Source organism: uncultured Streptococcus sp., assembly GCF_963516515.1.
Taxonomy (GTDB): Bacteria; Bacillota; Bacilli; order Lactobacillales; family Streptococcaceae; genus Streptococcus.
Window position 1 is genome coordinate 1 of sequence record NZ_CAUQCJ010000037.1, and the last position, 17,281, is coordinate 17,281.

Sequence of the window (17,281 nt, forward strand, 5' to 3'; positions counted from 1 at the left end):
GTATATACTTGTTTCTTTCACTTGTCAAGAGTAAAAATTGGTATAGTTCAAATTAGCCTTCTGTAATCAAAAAAACTCTGACCAATTAGGATAATCAGTCAGAGTCTTTTTTAAAATCCATTATTGTCGCTTAGTTCCTTGAACCAATGCCCTGATTTTTTCAGACGACGTTCTTGTGTTTCCAAGTCTAATTCGACCAAACCGTAGCGATTTTTATAGCTATTGAGCCATGACCAGCAGTCAATAAAGGTCCAGATTAAGTATCCTTTACAGTTTGCTCCATCTTCAATGGCACGGTGTAATTCACGAAGATGACCTTTTACAAAGTCAATACGGTAATCATCTTGAATCATCCCATCTTGACGGAATTTTTCTTCCCCTTCAACACCCATACCATTCTCTGTCAATATCCACTCGATATTGCCATAATTTTCCTTGATATTTTGGGCAATATCATAAATTCCTTGCTCATAAATCTCCCAGCCACGGTGAGGATTGATTTTACGGCCAGGCATAACATATGGCTCGTAAAAATGTTCTGGCAAGAGTGGACTCTCTGGATTCTTAGCAAATCGAGGTGCCATAACACGCAAAGGCTGATAGTAGTTGACACCAAGGAAGTCTACCGTATTGTCACTAATGAGCTCCAACTCCTTCTCTGTGGTATCAGGCAAGAGACCGTGTTCATGCAAGATTTCTACCAACTCCTGTGGATAAGTCCCCAAAACAGACGGATCTAAGAAAGATTGGGCCTGAAAAAGGTCCGCAATACGAGCTGCCTTGACATCAGCAGGATGCTGGCTACGTGGATAAGCCGGTGTCAAGTTTAAGACAATCCCAATCTTAGAATCTGGCAAGAGTTCATGACAAGCCTTAACCGCCAGACTGCTAGCCAATTGTGTATGATAAGCTACTTTAACGGCTGCTTCTGCATCCACCTTATGTGGATAATGGGCATCGTAAAAATAGCCAAATTCTACTGGAACGATGGGCTCGTTAAAGGTAATCCATTGATCCACTAGATCTCCATAAGTCTCAAAACAAAAACGAGCATAGTCTTCATAGGCTGAAACAGTCGCCTTATTTTCCCAACCATCACCAGCTTCTTGAAGAGCAAAAGGCAAATCAAAGTGGTAGAGATTGACTAACAGACGAATCCCCTTAGCCTTAATAGCCTCAAAAACCTTACGATAAAAATCCACACCTTGAGGGTTGACTTTTCCACAACCTTGTGGAAAAATCCGTGACCACTGGATAGAAGTCCGAAAAGCTGTGTGACCAGTTTCTAACAAGAGCTCAATATCCTGTTCCCAATTTTCATAAAAGGTCGATGTCTTATCTGGACCAATCCCATTATAGTAACGATTTGGCTCCACTTGGTACCAATAATCCCAGAGATTATCTCCCTTACCGTCACCAGCTACACGCCCTTCTGTCTGCGGCCCAGAAGTGGAGGATCCCCAGACAAAATCCTTTGGAAATCTTAGCATACATTTACCTCTTTATCTACTCATTTTTCCCATTATACAGAAAAAACAAGGTAAAAACTAGTTACATTTTTTCCTTGTTTTTCTTCTGATTATAGTTTTTATTTCTTGCTTAGGATTTCAAGCGTTTCAAGTACGTTATCTGCATGAACTTCGATAGTGTCACCAGTCGCTTTAATCTTAACTTCTACGATACCATCTGCTGCTTTCTTCCCAACAGTGATACGGATTGGCAACCCAATCAAGTCGCTATCGCTGAATTTGACTCCGACACGTTCGTTGCGGTCATCTGTCAAGACTTCGTAACCAGCTCCCATCAAGCTTGCTTCAAGTTTTTCTGTCAAGGCTTGCGCTTCTTCATCCTTGACATTGACAGTAATCAAGTGCACATCAAATGGTGCCAATTCTTTAGGGAAGTTGATTCCCCAAGCGTAACGGTATTCACCTTTTGGCGTTTTGTTAACAAAGAGGCGAGCGTGTTGCTCCATCACTGCTGAAAGGAGACGGCTGACACCGATACCGTAACATCCCATGATAATTGGCACAGCACGGCCATTTTCATCCAAAACATCTGCTCCCATGCTTGCTGAATAGCGAGTGCCGAGTTTGAAGATGTGACCAATTTCGATACCACGCGCAAAGTTAAGGACACCTTGTCCGTCTGGAGAAATTTCACCCTCACGAACTTCACGGATATCCACATATTCTGCAGTAAAATCACGACCTGGGTTCACACCAGTCAAGTGGAAGCCATCTTCGTTAGCACCCACAACTGCATTATGGACATCTTGCACCTTACGGTCTGCGATGATTTTAACATTCTCTGGCAAACCAACTGGTCCAAGTGAACCAAAACCTGCTTGAACAAGACTCGCCACTTCTTCTTCGCTAGCAACGTCAAAGAAATCTGCTCCCAAGTGGTTTTTCAACTTAACTTCGTTGAGCTGGTCATTTCCAACTAGAAGGGCCGCAACAAGTTCACCATCTGCCATGTAGAAGAGGGTTTTAATCGTTTGTTCTTCTGGAACATTGAGGAAGGCTGCAACTTCATCAATTGATTTAACATCTGGTGTTGCAACACGAGTCACTTCTTCTTCAGCGACAACACGGTTGCTTGGTTTGTACTCGTTTGTTGCCATTTCCAAGTTGGCCGCATAGCTAGACTCACTTGAGTAAGCAATGGTATCTTCACCAGAAACCATCCATTTGAGCAATTCTGCCTTGATTTCTTCTTGCACCTCTGCAGGAATCTCATCAAATGAGGCAACTGACTTATCCAAAACAACCCAGCGGTCAAGGTCTGTACGAGCAGGTGTAATGGCCATAAATTCTTGGCTGTCCTTACCACCCATGGCTCCACCGTCACCAATGATAGCCTTGAAGTCTAAGCCACTACGAGTGAAAATACGCTCATAAGCAGCCTTGTACTCATCGTAAACACTGTCCAAGCTATCATAGTTAGCGTGGAAACTGTAAGCATCCTTCATGATAAACTCACGTGTACGGAGAAGTCCATTACGTGGGCGTTTTTCATCACGATACTTAGGCTGGATTTGATAAAGATTAAGTGGCAATTGCTTGTAAGACTTAACAGAATCACGGACAATAGCTGTAAAGGTTTCTTCGTGAGTTGGACCTAGGATAAAGTCTGATTTTTCGCGGTTTTTTAGTTTGTAAAGGTCTTCACCATAAGTTTCGTAACGACCTGATTCGCGCCACAATTCTGCACTAAGAAGGGCAGGAGCCAACATCTCAACGGCACCAATCTTGTCGAATTCTTGGCGCATGATGTTTTTAGCTTTTTCAATCACACGGTTGGCAAGTGGTAGGTAAGAATAAACACCTGCTGAGACTTGGCGAACATAACCAGCTCGCAACATAAGAGCATGGCTGATAACTTGAGCATCGCTTGGCATTTCGCGAAGCGTTGGGATAGGCATTTTACTTTGTTTCATAATATTCCTCGATTATCTAAAAAAGAGTCGCATAATGTCATTCCAAGTCACAGCAATCATCAAGACAACCATGATGACCACTCCGGCCAAGGTGACATAGGTTTCAATTTCTTGTTTTAATGGTTTGCGGCGGATGGCTTCTAGGATATTGAGCACAATCTTACCACCATCCAGAGCTGGAATCGGAATAAGATTAAAAATCCCGATATTGATGGAAATCATTGCCAAGAAGTACAAGACATTCTCAATTCCATTTTTAGCAGCATCACTACTTGCCTTAAAGATGGCAACAGGTCCACCTAGCTTGTTCAAATCCGGTTGAAAAATCAGATTTTTCAGAGCTGATAGAATTCGTAGGGCTGAGTCAGCAGCAGTTGTAAAACCACCTACAAACATAGATAGAAAATCTGACTTAATCCCCGGTTGAACACCTAGAAGGTAACGGCCTTGACTTTCTTCTGGAGTAACCGTTACTTGTTTGTCACTCCCCTTTTCAGAAATAGTCACATCCAAGGTCGGGGCCGTCTTATCTTTGGTTTCTGCTTCCACAGCCTGGATTAAACTTTCCCAGTTGCTAACCTCATGTGAGCCAATCTTGGTAATTTGTGCCGTTTCTGGTACTCCCACCTTAGCCAAGGCCCCTTGGGGCATGACATGGAATTGATTGGTATCAACATCTCTGACACCACCCTGCATAAAGATTAAAATCCAAAAAACAACGACACCTAAGATAAAGTTGTTCATAGGACCTGCAAAATTAGTAATCAGTTTCCCCCAGATAGTCGCATTTTGATATTGAACATCTAAAGGAGCAATCCGAACCTCAGTACCATCTGCTTCCACAACCGTTGCATCGTGATCCACTGCAAATGTTTTTTCTTCTTCCAAAACCAAGCCTTTGATAAAGAGCTTATCTTCAAAGTCAAACTGGGTCACCTGCATAGGAAGAGCTGTTTGGTCCAATTTTTTACCTGAAAGATTGATGCGTTTAACCTTACCATCATCAGCAAGTGTCAAACTGACAGGAGTACCTGTCTTGATTTCAGTTGTATCATCACCCCAACCGGCCATGCGGACATAGCCACCCAGAGGCAAGATCCGAATGGTATAGGCCGTCCCGTCCTTACCAATATGAGCAAAGATCTTGGGTCCCATGCCAATGGCAAATTCACGCACTAGAATTCCTGATTTTTTGGCAAAGTAGAAGTGACCGAACTCGTGCACCACCACAATAATCCCGAAAACCAGAATAAAGGTTAAAATTCCGAGCATAGTATTTCCTCCGTCTTTTGATTAAAAGAGTCCAAACAAGTGCATGATTGGAAATACAAGCAACATACTATCGAAACGATCCAAAACACCACCATGTCCAGGGATAAATTTCCCAGAATCCTTAACACCAAAGTGACGCTTAATCGAGCTTTCTAGTAAATCACCAAATTGTCCAGCTATGCTAAAGAAAATAGCAAAGACTGACATCTTGTAAACTCCATACGGAAGAGCAACTGTCCTATCAAAAATCATAAAGACAATTGTTATCAAGATAGCTCCTAAAATACCACCAAAAGATCCCTCAAGGGTTTTATTGGGTGATACCCTTGGCGCTAATTTTCGTTTACCGTATCTCATCCCTACAAGATAAGCACAACTATCTGTTGCCCAAACAATACACAAGGCTAATAGTGCCTTATCTAAACCTGCAATTCTAGCATCTAATAGAGCATTAAAACCAAAGCCCACATAGAAACTCATAGCAAGAGGGAAAACAGCATCCTCAATCGTATAGGACTTGCTAAAAACAGTCGTTCCTAACATAATTGAAATCAAAACACTATAAGCAACCACATTCCCATCAACTGGCAAAAAAGTCAGGTAATTCTCCAAGGGAATGGTCAAAGCAAAGGTTGCAAAGAGGGTCAAGAGGCCCTCCATCGTCATGGTCTCTAGACCTCTCATCTTCAAAAGTTCATGCATGGCTAGCATGGCTATGATTCCGATTGCTATCTGCAGCAAGAGTCCCCCAATCATTAAAATCGGTAGGAAGATAGCCAGTGCAATCCCTGCAAACAAGGTTCTTTTCTGTAAATCCTGTGTCATATTTCCTCCTAAACTCCTCCAAATCGGCGGTGACGACGATTGTAGGCAAGAATGGCTTCCTGCAAGGCTGCTTCGTCAAAGTCAGGCCACAAGGTATCTGTAAAATAGAGTTCACTATAAGCCCCCTGCCATGGAAGGAAATTACTCAAACGCAATTCTCCACTAGTACGGATAATCAAGTCCGGATCTCGTACATCCTTAGGCAAATGCTGGGTGAAGAGATAGTTGCCAATCAATTCCTCTGTGATGTCACCTGGGTTGATTTTGGCATCTAACACATCCTGAGAAATCAACTTAAGAGCCTGTGTAATCTCAGCACGTCCACCATAGTTGAGGGCAAAATTAAGAATCAAACCTGTGTTGTTCTTAGTCAATTCCTCAGCCTTGGTTAAGGCTTCAAAGGTCTGCTTAGGCAGGCGATCTGTCTCCCCAATCATTTGAATCTTAACATTATTCGCATGCAGTTCAGGGACATAATTATCATAAAACTCTACGGGCAAGTTCATGATAAACTTGACTTCCTGATCGGGGCGGGTCCAATTTTCCGTAGAAAAAGCATAAACCGTAATAACCTTAACACCCAGTTTGTTGGCTGCCTTGGTCACAGTTTGCAATGCTTCCATGCCAGCCTTGTGTCCGAAAACTCGCGGTTGCATACGTTTTTTAGCCCAACGGCCATTCCCATCCATGATAATGCCGATATGAGCAGGAATCTGTGTCGGAACTTCTACTTCCACAGCCTTATCTTTCTTAAAAAATCCAAACATGATCTTATTCCTATTCAAAAATCTATCGTTTCATTATACCATATTTCCCTATTTTCTTCTATCACTAAGCTATGTATTCTCAGGCACTCGGCTCAGTTTTCAAAAAAATAAGTCGCCTGATTGGGCGACTCAATTTTTTATAGGGAGATTATTATGAAAAAGTTTTAGGAGTTTAAGTTAAGGTCTTCTTAACTTATGCACTTAGTATACACTTCCTAGCTTAAAGTTTCCTTTTTATATTGCATACTTTTTAGGCCTTGTATTATCCTTTTTCACAACAATCGTAATATCAATCTCTCTTTTAAAACAATAGGTCTCAAATGCTAATTTCATCAAACTAAGTCTATCAGAACTAGTAGGTGTTGAATTCTTGAAACTTATTTTTCCACCCAAAACAGGACATACTATTTTCCTCCCTTTTGCATTATTTTCTATATATTCACAAAGGTCATACAACATTGAAAAATAGTCTCTAATATCTTCTAAAATCATCGTATCATTTTCATCAAAAGCAGCAATTTTAACTAAATAATATACAGAAGAATTATTTTGCATTGTTACAATTCGATTAGTCTCCCTCCTTACATTTTCTAAATCAAGCACATTAATTCTATTAAGAAAGTGAGAATATACAGACTTTGGACTAATTTTAGTTTTATCAACCGTTAAATCATCATCGGTTGCAATAACTCGGATATAATCATTATATTTCGTCTTAAAAATATCATCATAATAAATCTTTAGATTTAGTTTTTGTGTATTACTCAAAAATTTATATCGATTCTTCTTGTAAATATATGCAATTATAAATGAAACTAACAAGATTAATATTTGACAAATAATATATTTGCTAGGATCGTTTGGAATCAATGGCTGTAAAAATTGTATACTACCAAACCACGCTAATGTAATTGGTCCATACTCTTTAATTTTACTAATCATAATACTCCTCTACATTTCTATAATAGTATTTTGGAGGGTTCTGCTTCATATTTTCATTGAGATTATCTAATCGTTTATTATTTATATCATCTAAATCTATATCGCAAATATCTACATGAGTATTCTTCGATCCTTTATGACTTGAAACTACACGCTTATACTCCTCTTTATAAGGAACAAAAATTTGAACTCCACCCAACTTAGAATAATTTGTTATACTCGTCACGGCCATCAAATCTCTAGAGAGACTCTCAGAAATCTGGTAATAATACTTTATGTCTTTATTATTAGTAATTAGATGTATGACAGTTGGTTCTTCTTTAGAAATTTCATATTTCAAATCTATTGAAGTTGCTTCATAACAATTTAAAAAAGCGTGCTTATATCCTCTGAAATTAAATGTATGATTATATTCTTCTTTTGGAATGTACATTCTCCAATTAAGATTCTTGCTTTCGGGTTTACTATGCCTAAATTTATTGTATTCGTCTGGCGAAGGGTATATCTTTGGAATTAGTTGAATTTGAGCATCTTTATAGTCAACATCTTTAATTGTTGTTTTGAGTGGTATAATAACAATTGTTAGATTTAAGATTCTTCCGTTTATAAATATAAAATCTAATCCACCTACTATCAATGTTTTGGTCTTTACGGCATGCTTTACTACAGTAACAATATCTTCAATACTGATCCCTTGCTCAGGAAAAGAAATAATATCAGCATTATATTTATCTGATAAATTTAAAACAGTTACAATATCTGAAAGTGAAGATAAATTTTCTGTTGTCTTCATAAATGTATCTAATTTTTCTTCTGAAGAGTAAATATTTGCTTGAGCAAATCGAAGAGATGATTTTTGCTCATAATCTTCTAAAAGCACATCCTTATTTGCAATTTTTTTAGGATATCCATTATTTTCATTCCACTTTTTGAATAAACTATTTAGTTCCTCAAATTGGTCAGATTCTATTTTCAATTTTTGAAACTCTTCCTCACCAATATACTTGAATATCTTGTATAGTTCTTTTAATTGAATCTCATAGTTAAGTAAATATTTATTTTCTTGATATTTATATTTTGGTTTTCTAAAATTATCTTGTAAACTAACAAATAGCTCATTGTCTTTTTCTAAAAAACATTTATTTAATAAGTCTTCATAACATTTTACAAAAGTACCTATCAATTCATCATCAACAGATTTAATATTTTCTAGTTTATTGTAGAACATAGTTTTAGCTAGATCTTTTTCATCTAACTTCTGTAGATCTTGAGAAATTTTTTCTATCGTACATAACTGATACCAATAATCATATAGTTCTAAAAAAAATTCATCATCAACAAAATCATAAAAATATTTGAGAAACTTTTTTGATAGTTCAATATTCTTTTTATGATTTTCTTTTCTCATACTCCCATAAATAGAATAAAAAATTGTGGAAATTACTCTGCTTAAATGTTTTTTATCCTTGGATATTGTAAATAAATCTGATAATTTTGTAATATCTTTTGTCAAAATATATGCTTTATCAAACTCGTCTTCAAACTCTAGTGGATCAATAATCCTATGATTATCACTAGATAATCTTGAGGTTTCCTTTTCAAATTTTTTCAAATAATTTATATCATTCTTCTCACTTATAATAAAATATAGAGTCTTTTCAAAATTAAGATTTATATAAATATTTTTTTTCTTTAATTTTTCTTTTATTTTATCTAATTCTCCTTCGATATCATTAACAATTTCATTTTTATTATCATTATTAATTTCTTTTACGATAACAAAAGATATATCATCAACATACCTTCCATACTGTATGGGATTGTGTCTAGATTTTATCTCTTTGTCTAACTCTTTAAGATAAATATTAATTAATACATTACTAGGAAAAAAACCTATAGGTAAAACTTTTTGATCTTTCTGAGAAGATAGTTTTACTACGTACTCCTTAACAGTTTGTAAATCATTATATTTCTCTAAAACACTAAAAACATAATCATTTAATCTGATTACATTTTCACCTACTTCGCTAGCCGTAAGTAACTTTTTAATTTTATCTTCTAGTTCTTTTATATTAATGGAATAAAAACATTTACTGAGGTCTGTCTGCACTAAAATACCAGTCCTATTATTCTCAATCAATGTTTTCACTTCTTTAAAACTTGCATCTCTAAAATCAGAATAGGCTTCAAAATAAGGTTTGAAAATGGAACTTGTATTTTCAGAAACTCGATTTGCATATACATCATTAGATAATTGTCCATTATCTAATTCTCTACCTATAACTTCTACCCAAATTGCTCCTAATATCATTATTTTCAAATCAGATAGTAAGAAATAATTATATTCTATGGCACCATTTATTTTATTTTCTGCAGCAAAACTGATAACATTTTTTTCTCGTTCACATAAATTTTCATCATCTTTGTTATTCAGTTCTTCCTCAGAACGACTAATTTTTTTGAATAAGGGAACGGCATCTATAAAACAATTCTCTACATCAAATCGAGAATCTTTTATTTCATAATTAACATTTTCAATTTCCTCTTCTAAATATTCTCTAATTTTTAGAGAGTCTTTATCTGTATTACCAAACCATTTAACCCAGTTATACATATATCTTTTATTGTATCTTAATTCTGTTAAGATTTTGTTTGCTAAATATTTTTTGTTAACTAGAATATCTTTATTCATTTATCCTATAAAATCCCTTCACTTTTCATTATGAACCCAAAAGTCTCTAGCAACTTTCTTACAAAACTTATTATACTATTTAAGTGGTTTTTGTTCAATAATTATTAGTCTATAGACTTAATAGTCATGTTCATAAACAAATTCAGCGATATCTCATTTATCGAAAACTACTCTCTATAAGCCAAATAAAATTACATCAATATTATAAAATGTAATATTCTGCATCTATATTATATTCTATCTTGATTATTATCTTTTATTGACTATATGATAAATTTGAAGAATTAGCGATTATTTGATCATAAAAAATAAGCCGCCTGATTGGGCGACTCTATTTTTTATAGGGAGATTATTATGAAAAAGTTTTAGGAGTTTAAGTTAAGGTCTTCTTAACTTATGCACTTAGTATACACTTCCTAGCTTAAAGTTTCCTTAAGTATTTTTAAAAATCAAATTTTTCCATTTCTCCTGCCAATTTTTCTTGGATAAGCGTATTTGATAGAGCTTCATTCGGTCTTCATTATCTAAAAAATGAGGAGTTGGACGAACTTGAAAATTCAAAATATCCTCGAGTCCATAAGGAGTAAAGAATTCCAAAGCGGATTCTTCATTCAAGCGAAACCCAACTGCCGTACACCGTTCTGGATACTTACTCATAGCATCACGAGAGCTAGTATAGGGAGCAGTGTGAGGACTGTGCTGGTGCATATAGACTTGATTTTTTAATTCCCATTGGTACTGAGGAAAGTCCTCTCTCAGCTTTTTCTCTAGGGATAAGGTTTCCTCGTAAGAAATATCTGGATCAAAGAAAATGACATCCACATCTGTTTCACGGTCAAAAGCTGGTCTGTCTGACAAGAGATTCCAGATGAAATTTCGTACCGAACCTGCTGCCAACCACGAGTCTTTCAGACCAAGATCTCGGATGATGGTCAGAATAGCCATCATATCCAGATTTTCTCTGAAAGCCTCTAGAATTTCTTGCTCATTTTTCACTGTATTCATACCCTAAATGTTCGTAAGCCTTAGCGGTCGCAACTCGTCCTGAACGAGTTCGCATGATAAAACCTTTTTGAATCAAGTAAGGCTCATACATATCTTCAACTGTCTCACGTTCTTCTGCTATGTTAACAGAAAGAGTTCCTAATCCGACAGGACCACCACCGTACATCTCAATCATGGTGCGAAGGATTTTCTGGTCCACATAGTCCAAGCCTTCATGGTCAACATCTAGCATGGTTAGAGCCTTATCGGTAATAAGATCATCGATAATCCCATTCCCCATAATCTGGGCAAAATCGCGCACGCGCTTGAGGAGACGATTGGCAATACGAGGAGTCCCACGACTACGTAAGGCTAGCTCAGATGCTGCCTCATGAGTAATTTCCATCTCAAAAATATCTGCCGTCCGCTCGACAATTTCTGTCAAGTCAGCATGGGCATAGTATTCCATATGCCCCGTAATCCCAAAACGTGCCCGTAGAGGATTTGACAGCATACCAGCCCGAGTCGTCGCACCAATCAAGGTAAAAGGTGGTAACTCCAAATGAACACTGCGACTGCCTTCACCAGCCCCAATCATGATATCAATGTAGAAGTCCTCCATGGCACTATAAAGCACCTCTTCCACAGACATGGGCAAGCGATGAATCTCATCAATAAAAAGGACATCCCCAGGCTCTAAGTCATTCAAAATCGCTACCAGATCACCAGCCTTTTCGATAACAGGACCCGACGTCTGCTTGAGATTAACACCCAGTTCGTTTGCAATAACAAAGGCCATGGTCGTCTTCCCCAAACCTGGAGGCCCAAATAAGAGCACATGATCCAGCGCTTCATCCCGCATTTTAGCAGCTTCGATAAAGATTTGAAGCTGGTCCTTGACCTTATCCTGTCCAATATATTCACGTAAGTACTGAGGACGGAGCGTGCGTTCTACTAACTCCTCATCCCCCATTATCTCATTATCTAAAATTCTACTCATGGCTCTATTATATCAAAAAACCAAGCCACAAACAAAAAAGCCACCCGATTGGGTGACTCCCGAGTTTGGCATGTATGTGGTATAATATTTCACGGCACTGCTACACCGCCTACGAAAGGAGGTGAGATAGCCCATGATGGAATTAGTACTCAAAACTATCATCGGACCAATTGTGGTCGGTGTCGTTCTTCGATTAGTCGATAAATGGCTAAACAAGGACAAATAGTGTCAAAAAAGACCTCAAGCTTATTTGGTCGTGAGCTTGGGGTCTTTTCTAGCCTATGATATAGAACTAGTACTCAATTCCTTTTTATTATCCCATAGTTCACACATTTTGTCAAAGGTTTATATCCTCATCCATTAAGCTTCTCCAACTTTAGAATCTGTCCAATAAAGTTTATAAGATTAAGCAAAAGTTATCGAAAAATTATTTTTAGAATAGTCCCCAAAAGCTTGAAATAAAGCAAAAAAACTCCACCTGATTGGATGACTCCCGAGTTTAGCACCTATGTGGTATAATATTCTACGGCACTGCTACACCGCCTACGAAAGGAGGTGAGATAGCCCATGATGGAACTAATCCTTAAAACTATCATCGGACCAATTGTGGTCGGTGTTGTTCTTCGCTTAGTCGATAAATGGCTAAACAAGGACAAATAGTGTCAAAAAAGACCCCAAGCTTAATGTGGAAGTTAGCTTGGGGTCTTTTCTAGTCCATGATATAGAACTAATCCTTAATTCCTCTCCATTATCCCACAGTTCACAAAATTTGTCAAAGGTTTATATCCTCATCTACTTAGCTTGTCATTTATAAGCAAAAATAATGTTCATCATGCGTTTATCTGACAACAAATAAAGGAGACATGCCACCAAGGTAATCAGCCACACGGCATATACAGAAACTGTTAAAACCGTGAATTCCTCCATGATGATTAGTAGTAAATTTGCCAGATAATATCTCCCAACAACCGTTGTTAAAGTAAACAAACCTGCAAATGACAATAAAAAGGCAAGTGGTAGAGCAAGGATAAGTTCCTTCCGATATTTTCCTAAGAAGAGGACAATAATACCAGCAGACAATGTATAAGCAAAAGCAATTGCTCCATAAACAAGTCCCCAAGATAACATTGCAAGACTAGAGAAAGCAAAATCACCATCCATTAGCTCTAGGATAAGCATAGTCAAAAAAGTGAATTCACTGACTAGTAGATTAATCAACAAAGCAAGCATAAACTTCGCTTGGAGTAATTGTTTCAAATTGACAGGAATCAGTCTGAGATTTGAAATCGTTTTAGACACTTGTTCTATTCTTATCAAATCCACTAAAATCATGCTCGAAAAAGGGAGGAGAAAATAGTAGTTCAAAAAGAAGAAACCATTTTCTACATACCAGCCATTCACACTACCGTACGAATGCCCTTGATAAATCTGATGACCAATCATAAACTCTAACAAAAAGAGCAGGATGGCTACAAAGGGAATCATATACAGTATCTTTCGCCTTCTTAGTTTAGTCAATTCTAGCATCAACATTTATTCATCCACCTTTCTTAACCAAGATTTAATGGACAAGAAAGACAAAACAAGTAAAGATAAACCTAGTACAATAATCGATAAGATAGCTGGCTGTTGAAGTACCACTCCTTCTCTGTTTCCTTCCCAGATTAAACTGTTAGCACTTGTTACTGGACTGATATTTGGACTCGTCCTTGCTAAAAAAAATGACACTAAAACATACATGACGCCGACCAAATTTCCAACTATCTCCTTGCCTCTTACTTTTATCATGACCAAAGCAACTAAAGGAAATACTCCCATGGGAATTAAGACACCACTACTCATACAAAGAGAGAAGAATCTTAATAATAAAGACAAACTGACTGTTGAAGAAAAGCGAGATAGTAGTGCAAATAAGGAAACCGAAATATAGGTGAATAACATGATACACAGAGCGTTGATTTCAATATACAAAATCTTAGCCCAGAATGTCTTCATCAGATTTGCTGAAGCGAGTTTCAAGTTGTTCATGATGCGATAGCGATATTCTACACCAAATGCCTGTATTGTATAGGAAACACAATACAAAGGGAGAATCAAAAAGTTTAAATAAGACAAAGAAAATTTATAGACAAAGGGGAAGGAGTCAAACAAGCCTCTCGCATCATTTACATAATAACAGATGAGAACTAGGTAGAGGGAAACAACACCATATACGACAAAATTCAGTTTTTGATGCCTTTGTTTGAGAAATTCAATCTTCACTAAATCAAGCAATTCCCTCACCTCCTGTTACCCGCTTAAAGTAATCCTCTAAACTTTCATTGTTTTTATAAGAATATTCTTTTAGAACTATTCCGTTGTCTTTTAAGGCGTTAGATACAACCGCAATGTCAAAGGCAGGTGATTCTCCCTGAAGTTCAAGTTCTATATCCGAAAGAACACTAATCTGTTCTTGCAGGTTTATCCTGCAAAGCACTTCCTTAGCTTGAGAAGCATCCGAAACAATTAGGTGGATTTTCCTTTTATCTGCACCATCTATTAATTCCTGCATAGTCTTTTCAGCCATAAGGTGGGCATCATGCAGTATCCCAACTCTATCTACAAGCTTTTCAAGTTCTGAAATAATGTGACTGGATATTAAAATCGAAATGCCATGATTGGTACTGAGTTCCTTTAGATAGCGGCGCATTTCAAGGATACCAATAGGATCCAAACCATTTGTTGGTTCATCTAATATCAGAATTTTCGGCTGGTGCATAATAGCGTTAGCAATTGCCAACCGTTGCTTCATTCCCAGAGAATACTGCTTGAATAGTTTTTTATTTTCCCCATCTAATCCTACTACTTGTAACGCTTGCTCTACCTGTTTTAGCGAAATTCCTCTCAATCTTGCAAAAATAGAGAGATTTTCAGGTCCCGTTAAATTAGGATAAAAAGAAGCACTGTCCAATACCACTCCGATTTGACATAGCAAATCCTTAGAAAAGTCCCCTGAAAGTTTTTCAGATAGAATCTTCACTTCACCACTATCCATCGCTGTCAAACCTAGAATAGCTTTGATAAAGGTAGTCTTTCCAGCGCCATTTCTTCCTAGTAAGCCATAAATTTCTCCCTGTTTTAGCGTAAAGTCTATCTTATCTAAAATAATTTTCCCATCATAGGATTTTGATAAATTAGATGTCTGTATTACTGGATTTCTCATTTTATTCTCCTCCTAACATCTATACACCCACATCAAGAGATATAATAGAGTAGTTCCTATATAACTAGTTATATGAGAGGGTAATAGGGTATAGCAAACTTACAATCCCCCTTTAAGTCCTTCAATCTGTGACACAATCCATTATATAAATGTTACTTCACAAACGTTTAATAAATCAATCCTCCAGTCCAAGATTAACTCCACTAATTGTTGAAGCTTGTTGTATAATTCTCGAACCAAAATATATTGTGATTGATTTACAGGTTTTTCAAAAAAAGGAACCGCTTCCAAATAATTCTAAAAAGGATAATACAAAAATGATTTTACGAAACTTTACTAAAATACTCATATTAACCACCTTTTTCTTATCTTTACACTTGTAAGTGTACTACTTTAAATATTCTTTGTCAATAAAAAGCATTCTTTTTTTCAGTTTTTTTTATCTTTATTCTTTTAAGACTATTTTATGTTGAAAAGTTGAAAAATAGAGATTAAAAGTATATAATTAATCGTAAATTTATTTAAAGAAGGTTTAAAGATGAGCATATTATCTGATAAACTAAAAGCCAAGAGAAAAGAAAAAGGATTCTCACAAAAAACACTTTCCGAAGGAATTTGTGAGCAAAGCCAAATCAGCAAAATAGAACGTGGCAACTATATGCCTGCTGCTGATTTACTCTATAAACTTGCAAATCGGCTTCAAGTTCCCTTAGAATATTTTTTCGATGAACAGATTGAAATGACTTCCAATATAACACCGTTTAAGAAATTAGCAGAAAAATTACTTGAAGATCGTAATTACGAGGATTTAGAATACCTCTTAAACTTAGAAAAAGAAAAGTCTCAGTATCTATCTACTGAGGATGAATTTTATCTTCTATGGATTCAAGCGATTATCCTTTTCTACTTACATAGTTCCAAAGATGAAGCTATCGCCAGTCTAGAGAACGCTTTGCCAAAGCTTTCGGTCAGCTCATCTGTGTATCTTAAACTCCTCAATACTTTATCTAATTTTTATTTTTCTGTAGGGCGTGATGCAGAATACGAAGAAAATAACTCACTTCTTATCAGTTTGTATCAGGAAAAAGATTTAAACCACCAAGAGTATTTATTTGGTTATATTCGAGTTAAACATAATTTCGCCTATTATTTACACTCTAAAGGGAAGGAATTAGAAGCCGTCCAAGAAGCCTTAGAAACCATTGACTTTTGTAAACAAAAAGAGACCAGCTATCAGCTGGCGCCTCTTTTAACTATCGTTGCAAATGCCGGAAAAGATTTTTTAAAGCAGGATGAAATTCTTGACTATTATTTACAGGCTCGTGATATCTGTAAAATATACGAGCACAAGCTCATGATGGCTAAGATTGACCATTTTTTAAAAGATAAAGATAGATGACTTCAATCGTAATAAGTTATAATTACCAATTAGCTAGAAACGTAAAAGTGGAGAGGAACTAATGTCGTTTTCTCCACTTTTGTTGATATCCCCTCTTCCACTTGTATCCTGCCCAGCATGCTAAAGCAAGTAAAACTAAATTAAAGATGATAAAGAAAGTCGTAAAACCAAATAATCCATTCTGTGCCAAATCTTCCGTGTAAAGTTCAGTCTCTGTAAAGAACAGATAAATTCCATAGTCCTCCACGAAAATAAGAAAACTGACAAAACCAATCATAAGTCTGAGAAAAAAGTCTTTAAAACCAAAAAACGCATAATATCATGTTAAAATAAAAATCTTGATACTATGCGTTTTATTGTGGAAAGATTTACTTCATTTTCTCCTGAAATTGAGTTTTTGCCCAATTTCTCTTTTATGATATAATATTCTACGGCACTTCTACACCGCCTGCGAGAGGAGGTGAATTAGCCCATGATGGATACAATACTTAAAACTATCATCGGACCAATTGTGGTCGGTGTCGTTCTTCGATTAGTCGATAAATGGCTAAACAAGGACAAATAGTGTCAAAAAGACCCCAAGCTTATTTGGACGTGAGCTTGGGGTCTTTTCTAGCCTATGATATAGACACAATACTTAATTCCCTTTTATTATCCCATAGTTCACAAAATTTGTCAAAACTTTACATTCTCAGCTTCTTAAGCTTTAACCGCTTTACAACAAGACTTTCAAGTTTAAGAGAAAGTTAGGGATTC

At 36.5% G+C, this 17,281-nt stretch carries 16 protein-coding genes and 1 pseudogene; 4 read left to right on the forward strand and 13 right to left on the reverse strand.

Annotation, left to right across the window (positions count from 1 at the left end; translation table 11 throughout):
• Positions 1 to 110: 110 nt before the first annotated feature.
• The 9 genes from bglA to ruvB all read right to left on the reverse strand — a co-directional run bounded on the left by bglA (position 111) and on the right by ruvB (position 11,924).
• Positions 111 to 1,490, reverse strand: coding sequence for a 6-phospho-beta-glucosidase (bglA, locus tag RYL77_RS07405; protein WP_315010819.1), 1,380 nt, complete (start codon positions 1,488 to 1,490; stop codon positions 111 to 113).
• Between the two features lie 98 nt (positions 1,491 to 1,588).
• On the reverse strand, positions 1,589 to 3,442 hold the full coding sequence (locus tag RYL77_RS07410; RefSeq protein WP_315010820.1) for a proline--tRNA ligase: 1,854 nt from the start codon (positions 3,440 to 3,442) through the stop codon (positions 1,589 to 1,591).
• Between the two features lie 12 nt (positions 3,443 to 3,454).
• Entirely contained in the window at positions 3,455 to 4,714 is a 1,260-nt protein-coding gene (rseP, locus tag RYL77_RS07415; protein ID WP_315010821.1) for an RIP metalloprotease RseP, read from the reverse strand.
• A 21-nt stretch (positions 4,715 to 4,735) separates the two neighbouring features.
• Complete coding sequence (locus RYL77_RS07420; protein WP_315010822.1) at positions 4,736 to 5,539, reverse strand: phosphatidate cytidylyltransferase; 804 nt, start codon at positions 5,537 to 5,539, stop codon at positions 4,736 to 4,738.
• Between the two features lie 8 nt (positions 5,540 to 5,547).
• The gene (locus RYL77_RS07425; protein WP_315010823.1) at positions 5,548 to 6,306 is read right to left on the reverse strand and encodes an isoprenyl transferase; all 759 of its coding nucleotides are present in this window, start codon (positions 6,304 to 6,306) and stop codon (positions 5,548 to 5,550) included.
• Between the two features lie 234 nt (positions 6,307 to 6,540).
• A complete protein-coding gene (locus RYL77_RS07430; protein ID WP_315010824.1) occupies positions 6,541 to 7,248 on the reverse strand; it encodes a macro domain-containing protein in 708 nt (235 codons plus the stop codon).
• Entirely contained in the window at positions 7,241 to 9,940 is a 2,700-nt protein-coding gene (locus RYL77_RS07435; RefSeq protein ID WP_315010825.1) for an RNA-directed DNA polymerase, read from the reverse strand. The genes RYL77_RS07430 and RYL77_RS07435 overlap by 8 nt, the downstream gene beginning before the upstream one ends.
• A gap of 432 nt (positions 9,941 to 10,372) precedes the next feature.
• Positions 10,373 to 10,945 (reverse strand): nucleotidyltransferase family protein, encoded by a 573-nt coding sequence (locus tag RYL77_RS07440; protein ID WP_315010826.1) that lies wholly within the window; start codon positions 10,943 to 10,945, stop codon positions 10,373 to 10,375.
• Entirely contained in the window at positions 10,926 to 11,924 is a 999-nt protein-coding gene (gene ruvB / locus RYL77_RS07445) for a Holliday junction branch migration DNA helicase RuvB (RefSeq protein ID WP_315010827.1), read from the reverse strand. Before ruvB ends, RYL77_RS07440 begins: the two co-directional genes overlap by 20 nt.
• Positions 11,925 to 12,057: 133 nt before the next feature.
• Here ruvB and RYL77_RS07450 point away from each other — a divergent pair, with 133 nt between their 5' ends.
• Complete coding sequence (locus RYL77_RS07450; RefSeq protein ID WP_000970382.1) at positions 12,058 to 12,150, forward strand: type I toxin-antitoxin system Fst family toxin; 93 nt, start codon at positions 12,058 to 12,060, stop codon at positions 12,148 to 12,150.
• Positions 12,151 to 12,491: 341 nt separating this feature from the next.
• Complete coding sequence (locus RYL77_RS07455; protein ID WP_050101940.1) at positions 12,492 to 12,584, forward strand: type I toxin-antitoxin system Fst family toxin; 93 nt, start codon at positions 12,492 to 12,494, stop codon at positions 12,582 to 12,584.
• A 144-nt stretch (positions 12,585 to 12,728) separates the two neighbouring features.
• On the opposite strand, the gene RYL77_RS07460 is transcribed toward RYL77_RS07455, so the two are convergent.
• From RYL77_RS07460 to RYL77_RS07470, 3 genes are read right to left on the reverse strand one after another with little or no spacing between them, the layout of a single operon-like run.
• On the reverse strand, positions 12,729 to 13,457 hold the full coding sequence (locus RYL77_RS07460; protein ID WP_315010828.1) for an ABC transporter permease: 729 nt from the start codon (positions 13,455 to 13,457) through the stop codon (positions 12,729 to 12,731).
• Positions 13,458 to 14,186 (reverse strand): ABC transporter permease, encoded by a 729-nt coding sequence (locus tag RYL77_RS07465; protein WP_315010829.1) that lies wholly within the window; start codon positions 14,184 to 14,186, stop codon positions 13,458 to 13,460.
• 4 nt (positions 14,187 to 14,190) lie between these two features.
• Positions 14,191 to 15,126 (reverse strand): ABC transporter ATP-binding protein, encoded by a 936-nt coding sequence (locus RYL77_RS07470; RefSeq protein ID WP_315010830.1) that lies wholly within the window; start codon positions 15,124 to 15,126, stop codon positions 14,191 to 14,193.
• Positions 15,127 to 15,664: 538 nt separating this feature from the next.
• On the opposite strand from RYL77_RS07470, the gene RYL77_RS07475 reads away from it, so the two are divergent.
• On the forward strand, positions 15,665 to 16,525 hold the full coding sequence (locus RYL77_RS07475) for a helix-turn-helix domain-containing protein (RefSeq protein WP_125423440.1): 861 nt from the start codon (positions 15,665 to 15,667) through the stop codon (positions 16,523 to 16,525).
• A gap of 58 nt (positions 16,526 to 16,583) precedes the next feature.
• Here RYL77_RS07475 and RYL77_RS07480 read toward each other — a convergent pair.
• A pseudogene (locus tag RYL77_RS07480) lies at positions 16,584 to 16,802 on the reverse strand (DUF5966 family protein); the annotation flags it as partial.
• Between the two features lie 195 nt (positions 16,803 to 16,997).
• On the opposite strand from RYL77_RS07480, the gene RYL77_RS07485 reads away from it, so the two are divergent.
• Positions 16,998 to 17,090 carry a type I toxin-antitoxin system Fst family toxin gene (locus RYL77_RS07485; protein ID WP_000969509.1) on the forward strand — a complete coding sequence of 31 codons (93 nt, stop codon included), beginning with the start codon at positions 16,998 to 17,000 and terminating at the stop codon, positions 17,088 to 17,090.
• Positions 17,091 to 17,281: the final 191 nt, after the last annotated feature.